The organism is Geomonas diazotrophica, assembly GCF_019063885.1.
GTDB lineage: Bacteria > Desulfobacterota > Desulfuromonadia > Geobacterales > Geobacteraceae > Geomonas > Geomonas diazotrophica.
The window spans coordinates 1,624,745-1,637,878 of the sequence record NZ_CP077684.1; the positions used below are offsets into that span (position 1 = coordinate 1,624,745).

14 protein-coding genes are annotated in these 13,134 nt (G+C 61.0%); 10 read left to right on the forward strand and 4 right to left on the reverse strand.

Going from position 1 to position 13,134, the window contains the following annotated elements; translation table 11 throughout:
* The first annotated feature begins 15 nt into the window (after positions 1–15).
* The 6 genes from cdaA to KP003_RS07145 all read left to right on the forward strand — a co-directional run bounded on the left by cdaA (position 16) and on the right by KP003_RS07145 (position 3,971).
* Complete coding sequence (gene cdaA / locus KP003_RS07120; RefSeq protein WP_216498217.1) at positions 16–774, forward strand: diadenylate cyclase CdaA; 759 nt, start codon at positions 16–18, stop codon at positions 772–774.
* On the forward strand, positions 771–1,160 hold the full coding sequence (locus KP003_RS07125; RefSeq protein ID WP_216791265.1) for a YbbR-like domain-containing protein: 390 nt from the start codon (positions 771–773) through the stop codon (positions 1,158–1,160). Before cdaA ends, KP003_RS07125 begins: the two co-directional genes overlap by 4 nt.
* 85 nt (positions 1,161–1,245) lie before the next feature.
* A complete protein-coding gene (gene glmM / locus KP003_RS07130) occupies positions 1,246–2,610 on the forward strand; it encodes a phosphoglucosamine mutase (protein WP_216498215.1) in 1,365 nt (454 codons plus the stop codon).
* Positions 2,603–3,322, forward strand: a complete 720-nt coding sequence (locus tag KP003_RS07135) for a pyridoxine 5'-phosphate synthase (RefSeq protein WP_216498214.1) — start codon at positions 2,603–2,605, stop codon at positions 3,320–3,322. The genes glmM and KP003_RS07135 overlap by 8 nt, the downstream gene beginning before the upstream one ends.
* 64 nt (positions 3,323–3,386) lie before the next feature.
* Positions 3,387–3,668 (forward strand): peptidylprolyl isomerase, encoded by a 282-nt coding sequence (locus KP003_RS07140; protein ID WP_216498213.1) that lies wholly within the window; start codon positions 3,387–3,389, stop codon positions 3,666–3,668.
* A gap of 33 nt (positions 3,669–3,701) precedes the next feature.
* Positions 3,702–3,971, forward strand: coding sequence for a hypothetical protein (locus KP003_RS07145; RefSeq protein WP_216498212.1), 270 nt, complete (start codon positions 3,702–3,704; stop codon positions 3,969–3,971).
* Between the two features lie 319 nt (positions 3,972–4,290).
* Here the strand turns inward: KP003_RS07145 and KP003_RS07150 are convergent, their stop codons facing one another.
* From KP003_RS07150 to KP003_RS07165, 4 genes are all read right to left on the reverse strand, one after another.
* Entirely contained in the window at positions 4,291–5,847 is a 1,557-nt protein-coding gene (locus KP003_RS07150; RefSeq protein WP_216791269.1) for a DHA2 family efflux MFS transporter permease subunit, read from the reverse strand.
* 35 nt (positions 5,848–5,882) lie between these two features.
* On the reverse strand, positions 5,883–6,959 hold the full coding sequence (locus KP003_RS07155; RefSeq protein WP_216791271.1) for an HlyD family secretion protein: 1,077 nt from the start codon (positions 6,957–6,959) through the stop codon (positions 5,883–5,885).
* A gap of 70 nt (positions 6,960–7,029) precedes the next feature.
* Positions 7,030–8,295 (reverse strand): TolC family protein, encoded by a 1,266-nt coding sequence (locus KP003_RS07160; RefSeq protein WP_216498208.1) that lies wholly within the window; start codon positions 8,293–8,295, stop codon positions 7,030–7,032.
* Positions 8,296–8,309: 14 nt separating this feature from the next.
* A complete protein-coding gene (locus KP003_RS07165) occupies positions 8,310–8,744 on the reverse strand; it encodes a MarR family winged helix-turn-helix transcriptional regulator (protein WP_216498207.1) in 435 nt (144 codons plus the stop codon).
* Positions 8,745–9,050: 306 nt separating this feature from the next.
* Here KP003_RS07165 and KP003_RS07170 point away from each other — a divergent pair, with 306 nt between their 5' ends.
* The 4 genes from KP003_RS07170 to KP003_RS07185 all read left to right on the forward strand — a co-directional run bounded on the left by KP003_RS07170 (position 9,051) and on the right by KP003_RS07185 (position 13,091).
* A complete protein-coding gene (locus KP003_RS07170) occupies positions 9,051–9,662 on the forward strand; it encodes a GyrI-like domain-containing protein (protein ID WP_216791272.1) in 612 nt (203 codons plus the stop codon).
* Positions 9,629–10,627: a hypothetical protein gene (locus KP003_RS07175; RefSeq protein ID WP_216498205.1), complete on the forward strand. Its 999-nt coding sequence runs from the start codon at positions 9,629–9,631 to the stop codon at positions 10,625–10,627. Before KP003_RS07170 ends, KP003_RS07175 begins: the two co-directional genes overlap by 34 nt.
* Positions 10,628–10,763: 136 nt before the next feature.
* Positions 10,764–11,141, forward strand: a complete 378-nt coding sequence (locus KP003_RS07180; protein ID WP_216498204.1) for a response regulator — start codon at positions 10,764–10,766, stop codon at positions 11,139–11,141.
* Between the two features lie 363 nt (positions 11,142–11,504).
* Positions 11,505–13,091, forward strand: a complete 1,587-nt coding sequence (locus KP003_RS07185; protein WP_239027627.1) for a sensor histidine kinase — start codon at positions 11,505–11,507, stop codon at positions 13,089–13,091.
* Positions 13,092–13,134 lie beyond the last annotated feature (43 nt).

The following is a 13,134-nucleotide window of genomic DNA, read 5'->3' on the forward strand; positions in this document are numbered from 1 at the left end:
TCCCGACCGGTGCGGATGAATTCTTTCCTGCAAAACATAGGCATACTGCGGGACCTTCTGGACCTGTCGCTAGCGATACTGATCGTCTCCAGGCTGGCGCGACTGCTCAAGGGGGTGCTCGCGCTGCGCATCCTCGCCATCCTTTCGGGCCTCGTCGCCCTGCATCTTCTGGCGCGCTTCTTCTCCCTGCAGACCGTCCGGCTCATCGTCGACCTCATCCTCGCATCGTCCGTCGTGGGGCTCGCGGTCATCTTCCAGACCGACATCCGCAGGGCGTTCGCTACGCTGGCCAGAAGCCGCACCGAGAAGGACGTCGAGATGTCCGACGTGATCGACGAGCTGGTGTTCGCGGTGGCGGGACTGGCCCAGAAGAAGATCGGGGCGCTCATCGTGATCGAGCGGGCCATCTCCGTGGACAGCTACCTGGCGGTCGGCACCGATATCGACGCCAAGGTGACCAGCGAGCTGATCTCTTCGATCTTCCTGCCGTATTCGCCCATCCACGACGGCGCGGTGATCATACAGCACGGCAAGCTGACCAAGGCGGGGTGTTTCCTGCCGCTCACCCAGAACCTCGAGGTGAGCAAGAGCCTCGGGACCCGCCACCGCGCCGCCATCGGGCTCACCGAACTGGTCGACGCCGTAGTCGTGGTCGTTTCCGAGGAGACCGGCACCGCCTCGGTGATCGTGGCTGGCAAGAAGACCGATGTGATCGACATGCCCTCGCTGGGCAAGACCCTGCGCAGGCTGGTCGAGCCGAGGTGGCTTAAATGACGGCGCATGTCAAGGGACGCGAATGGCTCAAGGGGGTGAAGGTCCTCTCGGTGCTCCTGTCCGTGCTGATCTGGCTCAGCGTGATCCTGGAGCGCCCGGGCGAGATGCTGCTCGTGCTGCCGGTCAATCTGCACAGGATGCCGGCCGGGCTGAAGCTGGACGGAGCGGCCCCCGCCGAGGTCGAGGTGGTGGTGGCCGGGCCGCGCATTCTGCTGTTCCTGCTTCCCTTCCATCAGACCCGCTGCGATATAGACCTGGCCGGTGCGCAGCCGGGGCTGCAGCAGGTTTCGCTGAAAGAGGCCGAGTTCAACCTGGACCCGGAGATCAAGGTGGTACACGTGGCGCCGGCCACGGCGAGCTTCGTGCTGGCCGCCAGGGAGAAATAGCCACTTGCTTCTCTACCGGCTCTCCCTCCCGCTACGGGAGAGGGGAGACGAGTAACTGCAAACAAATCAATTAGAGGTGAAACTGATGAAGAAGCTTTTCGGTACCGACGGTGTCCGCGGAGTGGCCAACGTCTACCCGATGACGGCGGAGATGGCCATGCAGATCGGGCGCGCCGCCGCGTACATATTCAAAAACGGCAAGAAGCGTCACCGCATCGTGATCGGCAAGGACACCCGCCTCTCCGGCTACATGCTGGAGAGCGCCCTCATGGCCGGCATCTGCTCCATGGGTGTGGACGTCCTCCTGGTCGGCCCGCTGCCGACCCCCGGCATCGCCAACATCACCTCCTCGATGCGCGCCGACGCCGGCGTGGTCATCTCCGCCTCGCACAACCCCTTCGAGGACAACGGCATCAAGTTCTTCTCGCGCGACGGCTTCAAGCTCCCCGACGAGACCGAGCTGATGATCGAGGAACTGATCTTCTCAAAGCGCATCGACTCCCTGCGCCCTACCGCGAAAGAGGTGGGGAAGGCCTACCGCATCGACGATGCCCAGGGGCGTTTCGTCGTATTTTTGAAGAGCACCTTCCCCAAGGACCTGGACCTCTCCGGGCTGAAGATCGTGCTCGACTGCGCCAACGGCGCCGCCTACAAGGTGGCACCGGCGGTGTTCGAGGAGCTCGGGGCCGAGGTGATTTCTCTCGGCGTCAAGCCCAACGGCACCAACATCAACGCGGATTGCGGTTCGCTGCACCCCGAGGTGATGAGCGAGGCGGTGAAGCAGCACGGCGCCGACCTGGGGGTCGCCCTCGACGGTGACGCCGACCGCGTCATCTTCGTGGACGAGTACGGCAACGTGGTGGACGGCGACAAGATCATGGCCATTTGCGCCACCGAGATGCTGCGGCAGGGGACTCTGAACAAAAACACCCTGGTGGCAACGGTGATGAGCAACATGGGGCTCGACATCGCCATGAAGCGCGCCGGCGGCGAGGTGATCAAGACCGCCGTGGGTGACCGCTACGTCGTCGAAGAGATGCTGAAGGGGGGCTACAACCTCGGGGGCGAGCAGTCCGGGCACATGATATTCCTGGACCACAACACCACCGGAGACGGCATCCTCTCCGCGCTGCAGGTGCTCGCCATCATGCAGCGGCGCCAAAAGCGCCTCTCCGAGCTCGCCCTGGTGATGCACTCCCTGCCGCAGGTGCTGGTCAACGTGCGTCTGCCGCAGAAGACCGACGTGATGCAGATTCCCGAGGTAGCCAAGGTGATCAACGACGTCGAGGAGAAGTTGAAAGGGGAGGGGAGGGTGCTGATCCGCTGGTCCGGCACCGAGCCGCTCCTGCGCATCATGCTGGAAGGCAACGACGAGGCGACTATCCGCAATTGGGCCAACGAGATCGCGCAGACCGCGTCCGATGCCCTGGGAGGTGAGAACCGTGGCTAGACTGGGAGTCAATATCGACCATGTGGCAACCCTGCGCAATGCGCGCGGTGGGGTCGAGCCGGATCCGGTGGCTGCCGCCGCCATCGCCGAACTGGCCGGCGCCGACCAGATCACCATTCACCTGCGCGAGGACCGCAGGCACATCCAGGACCGCGACCTGAAGATCCTGCGCCAGACCGTGAAGACCAGGCTGAACCTGGAGATGGCTGCCACCGATGAGATGGTCGCCATCGCGTTGGCGGTTAAGCCGGAATGCTGCACCCTGGTCCCGGAGAAGAGGGCGGAGCTGACCACGGAGGGGGGACTCGACGTCAGGATCCACCAGGAAGCGCTCAAGGTCGCCATCGAGAAGCTGCAGGCGGGGGGGATCATCGTCAGTCTGTTCATCGATCCGGACCCGGACCAGATCAAGGCGGCCAACAAGATCGGCACCGATTACATCGAGATCCACACCGGTTCCTTCTCCGACGCCCCCACCTGGAAGGAAGAGAACTTGGAGCTGATCAAGATCGAGAACGCGGTGAAACTGGCCAGGAAGCTCGACATCGGGGTCAATGCCGGGCACGGCCTGAATTACACCAACGTGAAGAAAGTGGCGGCCATTGGCGGCATCGAGGAGTTCAACATCGGCCACTCCATCATGTCCCGGGCCATCCTGGTCGGCCTGGACCGCGCCGTGCGCGACATGTCCGAACTGGTACGCTACGCCTAAGACAACCTAGGGGGACAGGCACCTGAGGAGCCGGTCCCCAACAGATCAACTAAAGGAGATGGAGATGGCGAGAGCTACAGCACGTCACATATTGGTGGCGACCGAGGAAGCCTGCGTTGCCTTGAAGAGCCGTATCGAAGCGGGAGAGGAGTTCGGGGAGGTGGCGCGCGCCAATTCCCTCTGCCCTTCGGGGAACCAGGGGGGACGTCTGGGCGAGTTCGGCCCCGGCCAGATGGTCGCCGAGTTCGACAAGGTGGTTTTCAGCGGCGAGGTCGGCAAGGTGCTCGGCCCGGTGAAGACCCAGTTCGGCTACCACCTGATCGAGGTGATGAGCCGCAAGGACTAGAAACCTCGCCCAAAGAACGTAAAAGGGGAAGCAATGGCGGAAAACAAAGACAAGCAGTCCCTGGTCAGCCTCATCTTCAGTGCTCCTTTCCTGCTCGGCCTGGTCGGCGTGGGGTGCATGGTCTACGGAGTAGCCGAAGGGTTCAAGGTCATGCAGTTCTTCTTCGGGGTCTGCATCGTGCTGGGTAGCGTCGGTCTGTACTTCATCAGGAAAAAGGACTGGGACGCGCATTGGGCCGAGATGGATCAGGCCAGGCAGGCCCAGGAGAAACGGCTGGCCGAAGAGGCGGATAAGAAGAAATAGCGGCCGCAAGGCCAGGTGAAAATAGAAAAGGCGGGGGATGCGTTCCCCCGCCTTTTTTTATGGTTGCCGATCGGTAGTTGTTTCCGCACGCGTGGTGGCATCTCCCTCACCCGCCCTTCGGGCACCCTCTCCCGGAGGGAGAGGGGATAGAAGCAAGGAAGCGTGTGAGGGGTGCCCATCCTCCCTCTCCCGGTGCCCATCCTCCCTCTCCCGGGAGAGAGGGGATAGAAGCTATGGAGCGTGTGATGTGAGGGGGGCTGTCCATCCTCCCTCTCCCTCTGGGAGAGGGTAGGGGTGAGGGATAGAGCGCTATCCTGCTTTAATGCGCCGCGCCGGGGGGAAGGTGCTTCTGCGGCTTCTTCAACAGAAGCAGCAGCGGAATGATCACGACGAAGGCGATCCCGACGATGAAAAAGATACGGTTGTAGGAGAGCATGTAAGCCTGCCTGACGACCTTGCCGTAGATGATGGCGAAGGCTCCCTTTTCCGCTGCCACCTGGTCCATGCCGCGCCCCATCAGGGCCCCCTTCAGCATGGCGATCTGCGACTGCGCCTGCGGGTTGTACGGATTCACGTGGGCAACCAGGCTGGTCTGGTAGAACTGCGAGTAGCGCGCCAGCAGCGTGGCGGAAATGGCGATGCCGACGCTGCCGCCGATATTCCTCAGCAGGCTGAAAATCCCGGTAGCGTTCCCCATCTCCTCCTTGGAAATGGTGGCCAGGGTCACCGTGGTGAGCGGCACGAAGATCATGGCCAGCCCGATGCCGAGCACCACGCGCGGCCAGACGAAGTCCGGGTAGGCGGCCTCCAGGGTGAACCCCTGCATGATGTGCATGGAGTAGGCGGCGATGATAAGCCCGGTGAAGACGACCTTCCTGCCGTCGTAGCGCTGGATGATCGCCCCTACAAACGGCATGCAGATGAGGGTGGCGATCCCCCCCGGCGCGAGGACCATGCCGGCCATGGTGGCGTTGTACCCCATGAGCGTCTGCAGGAAGAGGGGTATCAGCATGATCGAGCTGTACAGGCAGAAGCCGACGGCGAACATCACCAGGTTGCCGGCGGAGAAGGAGACGTTCTTGAACAGGCGCAGGTTCACGATCGGATGCGGGTGGGTGAGTTCGACGTAGACCAGCGCCGCCAGCGAGACGGCGGTGAGCACCGAGCAGGCGATGATGAAGCCGGAATTGAACCAGTCATCCTGCTGTCCCTTGTCCAGCACGATCTGCAGCGCTCCGAGCCCCACCGTCAAAAGCGCCAGGCCCCAATAGTCGATGCTGACCTTGCCCCGCTTCAGGTAGCTCGGGTCGTAGATGAAGAAGGTGGCCATGACCACGGCGATGATGCCGATCGGGATGTTGATGTAGAAGATCCAGCGCCAGCTCATGTTGTCGGTGATCCACCCCCCAAGGGCCGGGCCGATGATGGGGCCGAACATGGCGCCGACGCCGAAGATCGCCATCGCCATCCCCTGCTGGTAGGGGGGGAAGGTTTCCATCATGATCGCCTGGCTCATCGGGATCAGCGCGCCGCCGGCTGCTCCCTGGAGCACCCTGAAGAAGATGAGCAGCCCAAGCGAGGGAGCGGCGCCGCACATGAGGGAAGCGAGGGTGAAGAGGGTGATGCAGGTTATCAGGAAGCGCTTGCGGCCGAACATGCGCGCCAGCCACCCGGTCATGGGGAGCACGACGGCGTTGCTCACCAGGTAGGAGGTGAGCACCCAGGTGATCTCGTCGGTCCCGGCGTTGAGGCTTCCCTGCATGTGCGGGAGCGCAACGTTGGCCACCGAGGTGTCGACGATCTCCATGATGGCGGGAAGCATCACCGTGATGGTGATCAGCCACTTGTTGATGTTTTTTTCTTCAGAGGTCTTCATCTAACCGCCAGAGGATGTTCACCCTGTTCATGCCCCTACTGCCCGAACCCGACCACCTGCCCGAAGGTCTTCCCGGTGAGAATGGTCGGGACGACGCTCATGCCGACGCGCAGCAGATGCTCGGGGTCGCTCTTCCTGTCGATGGCGATGCGCACCGGTATCCTCTGGGTCACCTTCACGTAGTTGCCGGTGGCGTTTTCAGGGGGGAGCAGGGAGAAGGCCGCTCCGGTACCCGCCATGAGGCTCTCGACCTTCCCGGTGAAGTGGCGGCCGGGATAGCCGTCCACGGTGAAGTCGACCTCCTGTCCCGGACGCACGTTGGTCAACTGGCTCTCCTTGTAGTTCGCCGTGATCCAGGCGTCCTCCAGGGGGACGATTGCCATGAGCGCCTGCCCGGGCTGCACGTAGTTCCCCACCTCCACCCCTTTCCTGGTCACGTAGCCGTCGCTGGGAGCCACGATCCGGGTGTAGGAGAGATTGAGCTTCGCGGTCTCCAAATCCCCCTGCTTCTGCGCGACCCGGGCGTCCTTTGAACCGCTGCCGGACATGCCGATCATGGCCTTGGCGCGATTCTCCGATTCCTGCGCTTCCCTGACCTGGGCCTGGGCCACCTTCTGCGCGGTCCGGGCGCGGTCCAGCTGCTCCCTGGGAATGACTTCCTTCGCGTAGAGCGCCTCGGCGCGCTTCAGGTCGAGGTTCGCCTGGTCCAGGCGGGCAGCGGCGAGCCCCACGTTGGCGCGCGCACTCTCCACCTCCGCGTAGTCGCCGGAGGTTTCGTTCTTGGCCATCTCCAGGGAGGCGGCAGCGCTCTTCAGTCGTGCCTGGTAGTCGCCCGGGTCCAGTTCGACCAGGAGATCCCCCTTGTGCACGAACTGGTTGTCCACCACGGCGATCCGCTGCACAAGGGCCGGGACCCGGCTGGCGACCGAGTGGACGTGGGCCTCTACGAAGGCGTTGTCGGTCTCTATGTGGGTTTTGCTGCGCACCCACTGGCGGACGGCGAAGAGGGAGCCGACCAGTATGAGTATCAAAAGGACGATGCCGCCGCGCTGCTTCTTGCTCAGTCCGCCCTTTGCGGGTGCCGTTGTCGGTTCAGTTGTTTCATCTGCCATGTGCGTATCTCCGGTACCGGGTGCGGCCGAGCATCGGGTCGCAGTCCCGTCGATGGTGTTGGTGGGGCGGTTACAGCTCGCCAGTCGCCCTCTTGACCCTGGCTGCGGCGACCTGGAGGTCGAACACGCTGCGGTAGTAGTCGGTCCTGGTTTTGGTCAGCAGCGTCTGGGCATCCACCACTTCGGTCGCAGTGCCGACGTGCTCCTGGTAGCGGTCCTTGGTGATGCGCAGGTTCTCAACCCCCTGGGTGATGGCCTTCTCGGCGACCTTGATCCGGGCGTCGGCGACCTTCAGATCGTTCACTGCCATGGCGTATTCGAGCCTCGTCCTATCCTCCAGATCCCTCAGTCTCTCCTCATCCCTGGAACGGGCCTGGACCGCCTGCCTCACCCTTGCTGCGGAAGCGGGGCCATCGAAGAGGTTCACCTTGAAGCCGACTGTCACCGCTGTGATGGCCTGTTCGCGTACCTTGCTGTTGGAGAGGTAGTCCACGCCCAGCTTGGCGAAGAATTCGGGGTAGTGGCTGGTCTTGGCCTCCGTGACGGCGAACTCGTCTGCGCCGAGGAGAGCCTTCTGCGCGGCGATTTCCCCCCGACTGGAGAGGTCGGGTTGAGCGCTCGTACTCGGCAGTTGCGGGAGTTGCGACTCGTCCTTCAGTTCGGCCCGGAAACCGGGTGCCGCGCCGGTGAGGTAGTTCAGGAGCAGCCAACCGTTCTCCACCTCGTTCTGCGCACTAAGGACGTTTTGGCGGCTGGAGGCGACGCGCACCTCCGCCTGCAGCAGGTCGTTCCTGGTGACCACCCCCTCGTCGAAGAGCGCCTGGGCCGTCTTCTGGTGCGATTCCATCTGCACCACCTCGTCTGAGGCGGCCTGCACCAGTTTCTGCGCGGTCATGATCCCGTAGTACGCCTGCACGACCTGCAGGAAGAGCTCCTGCTCGTTCCCCGAATAGGAGTAACGCGCTGCCTCGCCGCGCATCCTGGCGATACCCTCGTTGGCCCTGGTGCGGCCGAAGTCGTACAGGGTCTGGTAGACGCTGAAGTTGAAGAAGGGATAGCGAGGGTCCTGGGTCTCCTGGGAGTTGGTCCCGAACTTGAAAGCCTGGGCCTTGGCCTGGGCGACGTAGCCCCCTTGCAGGTCGATGCGTGGCAGTCTCGTGGAGCGGGCCACGTTCACCTGCTCGCGGGCGATCTCCACCTCGTGCGAGGCCGATTTGAGCCCTTGGCTGGTGGCGGCGGCGCGGTCGAGGGCCTCCCTGAGGGTGAGGGTCTGGGCATGGGCCGTGTTGGCTTCCCCACAGCAGAGCAGAGCCAGCAGAACAATGACTAAATGCATGAAAGCTCCAAAATCTAATTGCGGATCTTTTCCAGCAGGGATTTCAAGGTCTCCACCTCCTGCGGCTCGAGCTTGGCGATGAACATCTCCTGGGCCCGCAAGGCGAGGGGGGCCAGGAGCGGTTCCAGTGCCTTCCCCTTTTCGGTGAGGCAGATACGGTAGGCGCGGCGGTCGACCGGGTCGGTCTTTCGGACCACCAACCCCTCCTTTTCGAGCCGGTCGATGAGACCGCCCATAGTGGTACGGTCTATCTGGCTTTTTGCTGAAAGCAGCGCCTGGCTGAGGCCGTCCTCCCGCCAGAGAAAGCCAAGAAGGCCGAACTGCTGCGGGGTAAGGTCGTGTTCCTCGAAGTGTTCCTTGAAGATGAGGCAGGCACGCTGGTATGCCTTCGCCAACAGGAATCCGACCGTCTTTTCGATATCGATGGGGGGGGACTTCGTTTCGTCCATGGCTCTTCCCTCGTAACGGTTGCTGCTTAACGGCATGATTTGCCGTGCAAAATGAACCTGCGGCAGGGTGATCATTATGCATATAATCAGTATGCTGTCAATAACCCAAACCGGGGCTGCACAGCCGGACCAAGACCGTGGTCGGGGCTGCTGCAGGGTGTTTCAGCATACTGGTAAATATGCCTCTTATCTTAGTGGTTTTTTAGCAGAGCGGTGTGATGTTCGGTTAAAAAGTCTGATACCATTACAGCCGTCGCACGGCTCTTCTTTTGCCGAGCCGGAACAACTGTGACAACGGAGATCGCAATGCCAAAGATCGACTACCTGAAACAGTTAAAGCATCTCTACGCCCCTTCCGCAAAGCAGGTGGAGATTGTCGAGGTACCGGCCCTGAACTACCTCATGGTCGACGGTGCAGGCGACCCGAATACCTCACTGGCTTTCAAGGAGGCAGTGGAAGCGCTGTTCACGCTTTCCTACACGCTCAAGTTCATGGTCAAGAAGGGACCCAGTGCCATTGATTACCGAGTGCTGCCGCTCCAGGCTCTCTGGTGGGCAGACGATATGTCTGCATTCATCACGGGGGACAAGGGAGCCTGGAAATGGACTGCAATGATCATGCAGCCCGAGCTTGTCACCCCGACATCGGTAGAAGAGGCCGCGCAAGAGGTGCAGCGGAAGAAGAAGATTGCAGCCCTGTCTCGGGTGCGGTTTGAGGCCCTCGAAGAGGGGAGAGTCGCTCAGATCATGCACGTCGGCCCGTTCTCTGAAGAAGGGCCTACCATCGAGAAGGTTCATGCCTTTATCGAGAGTTGTGGCAGTAGGAGGGTGGGCAAGCACCACGAGATTTATCTCGGCGACATGCGCCGGGCCGCGCCGGAGAAATGGAAAACGATCGTCAGGCAGCCGATGGCATGATGGAAGGTGAAGTAAAGCCAGTTTCTGAAGCGGAGGGAAGTATGAAAGTATTTCAGCGGCTGATCGTAGCAGTGATGCTGTTTCTGTTAACCGGCTGCTTTCAGGTCAGTACGGTGGTTCGCGTTAATCCCGACGGGAGCGGCACGGTTGAAGAAACCATGCTGCTGAGCAAAAAGGTGCTCGCCAAGCTTGACGAAGCCATGCGCGGCCTGGGTGGCGGCGCCGGCAAGAGCAACCCCTTCGATGTGTTCCAACCCGACGCCCTCAGGAAACAGGCGCAAGCTATGGGGAAGGGGGTAACGTACCATTCCGGTAAGAGTGTGGAGACCCCTGAGTACAAGGGATACCAGGCAACCTATAATTTCAGGGATATCAACGCCCTGAAGCTTCCGCACCGAAAGAACAGCGGTTTCGGTGCAGGCGGAGCCGGCAGTGAGCCGGGCACCCCCTTCGTCAGCTTCCACTTCAAGAAGGGAGCGACGTCGACTCTGACCATGGTTTTCGCCAAGTCACAAAACTCTGCCATTGTCCATGCAGCGCCGTCCCCGGCCCAATCCGAAAAAGTGACCGTCGTTGCTGAAAATCCTCCTGAAGTTTTCACTCCCCCCTTGCAGACCGCTTCGGATGTGGAGGATGCCCCGGAAATCTACTCTCCCCCCGGTCAACCAGACGAGAAGACGAGGGAGCTTGTTGAAATGTTCATGGGGATGAAGTTCAGTCTCGCGGTCGAGGTGAATGGCACTATACTCAGCACGGACGCGACTCATCGCGACGGCAACCGTCTCACCGTTTTCGAGATGGATATGGCCCGGCTTGGCAGCACTGAACCGTCCGACCTGGAAAAACTGCGTCAGATGCGCTTCGAGTCTCTCGATGAAATAAGGGAAGCAGTGAAGGCGATCCCTGGTATCAAGTTGGAGCTGAAGGACGAAATGACCGTGGTGTTCACGAAAAATCAGAAGTGACAGAGATAGCCCTGCCTGCTTCGGTCGACTACTGCCCGCCTACTGGGCTTGATTAGCGTTCTTTACTTTTGCGGCGCCGATGTTATCTTGTAACGGGCTGGAAATCTTCATTTCTGCTCCTGTTCAGGAGGTCGGCATGCGGATATTGATCGCTGAAGACGACCCGACCATACGGCAGATGATGGTTACACTGCTGTCGCGGCTGGGCCACGACTGTCTGGGTGTCGACAACGGGCGCGAAGCCGTGGGAAAGTGGGAGCAGGACGGTTTCGATTTTATTTTCATGGATGTACAGATGCCCGGGATGGACGGACTGAGCGCCACAAAGATCATCAGAGGGAAGGAAGCGGTAAAAGGAGGGCATATCCCGATCATCGCCCTCACTGCCCATGCCCTTGAGGAAGACAGGCAGCAATGCCTTGATGCCGGGATGGACAACTACCTCTCCAAGCCGTTAAACCTCGATTTACTGCTGTCATTTCTGGAACAGGACTACCCGCCGCAAACGAAGTGACCCTCCCAAGTTACCTCCACCACGTTACTCACCAACTTTCATTCACTTCCTCTTCAGCGGCACAGTCCGTTACGCGTCGTATTCCAGGCGCTAAAGTGGCGGTCGGCGCCCCTCGACTCTCCGGGGGAGGGACGCCTCGGCAAATCACCTGGAAAGCATACTCTTTCGCCGCACCTGGTTTTTGTCCGACAGGGACTCCGTGAGGTGTGTCTCCGGCTTCGGGCGACAAGGTTCCATGTCACCGCGGTTTAATTTGCAGTTCATTATGATATGTTAACGTGGCTTGATACTCGTGGTTTCTTGCAGGGCACAGAGGTAATTCGCATGAGTAAAGATGGCGCGAATGACATGGATTCCAGTCGCTTGCAAAACTTTGATCGGCTCCAGGAGCAGATCTTCCCCGAACAGGTTCAGCAACTGTACCGGCTTGCGCCTGCTGGACTGCTGGCGACGGCCGTGAACTCAGTGCTGGTTTTTTTCGTGCTGAAGGACGTTATGCGGCTAGGCCACCTGGTCATCTGGTTGACGATGATCCTCGCGGTCACGCTCTCGCGAGCCTTTCTCATCTTCGGCTACCTGAAAAGTAGACGCGAGCCGTCGCAGGCTCGTCTTTGGGCCAACAGGTTCCTGGTCGGGCTTTTGATGACAGGCGGGTGCTGGGGGAGCATCGGGGCGCTTCCCTATACCAACGGGGAACTGGCGCACCAGGTATTCCTCGCCTTCGTGCTCGGTGGCATGGCTTCCGGGGCATCGTCGACTTTCGCAACGGTGCGGCTTGCTTTCCCCGCGTTCGCGGTCCCGACCCTCACGCCTCTGGCCCTGCACTTCGTCCTGATGAACGACACCTTCCACTTTGTCATGGCCGCCATGGTCGTCCTGTTCGGCGCGTTGCTGTGGCGGATTTCATTGCATAACTACGGGATCAACCGCACTTCGCTGCTGCTTCGATACGAGAACAGGGAGGTTATAGAGACGCTGGAGCGCTCCAAGGAACAGGTGGAGCAACTGAACGTGCAACTGATTGGCGAGATCGCCGCCAGGCGCATCGCCGAGGAGGAGCTCAGGAGTCAACAGGAACAGCTCGAACAAGAGGTGAAGGACAGGACCGCGGCCCTGAGAGAGAGCAACGAGCTGTTGCTGCTTGAGATCGAGGAGAGGAAACAGTACGAGGCTGCCCTGCTGGAGACCGGGAAGCGCCTGGCCGTCGCTCAGAAAAACGCGGAGGCCGCCAACCGGGCCAAGACCGAGTTTCTGGCCAACATGAGCCACGAGATGCGTACGCCGCTTGCGGGGGCCCTGGGGATGATGAAGCTGGTTCTGGACATGGATATCGGAGCTGAGGAGCGAAACCTGCTCGAGATGGCGAAGCGCTCTGCAGATTCGCTGGTGAGGATCATCTCGGACGTCCTCGACTTTTCGCGTATGGAAGCCGGCATGATGACCTTCGAGCACAAACATTTTTCGCTTCAGGGAGTAGTGAAGTCGGCGCTGGAAGTTGTCTGCGTGGTGGCTGAAGAAAAGAGGCTGCGCCTGATTTCAGAGATCGCCCCGACGCTGCCTGAAGTGATAACTGGCGACGAGGGGAGGCTGCGGCAGGTGCTGGTGAATCTGCTGGGAAACGCGCTGAAGTTTACGGAGCAGGGCGAGATAGAGCTGAAGGTGAGCCCCGCGGGAGCGGCGGGGGAGGAGGGGATGATCCTTTTCTCGGTGCGCGATACCGGGATCGGCATTCCGGATGACCAGCTGGAGAGGATCTTCGGCAGGTTCACCCAGGTCGATTCGTCCCTGACCCGGCGGCACGGGGGGACCGGGCTTGGGCTTGCTCTTACCCGCCAGATCGTCGAAAAACTGGGGGGACGGATCTGGGCTGAAAGTTGCGAAGGCGCAGGAAGCACCTTCTATTTCACTCTTCCTATGCTACTGCCAGCCCATGAAGAGAAGCCTCGCTGAAGTCGCCCCGCCTGCGTGATCACGCCTTCCGCGGCAGGCGCCC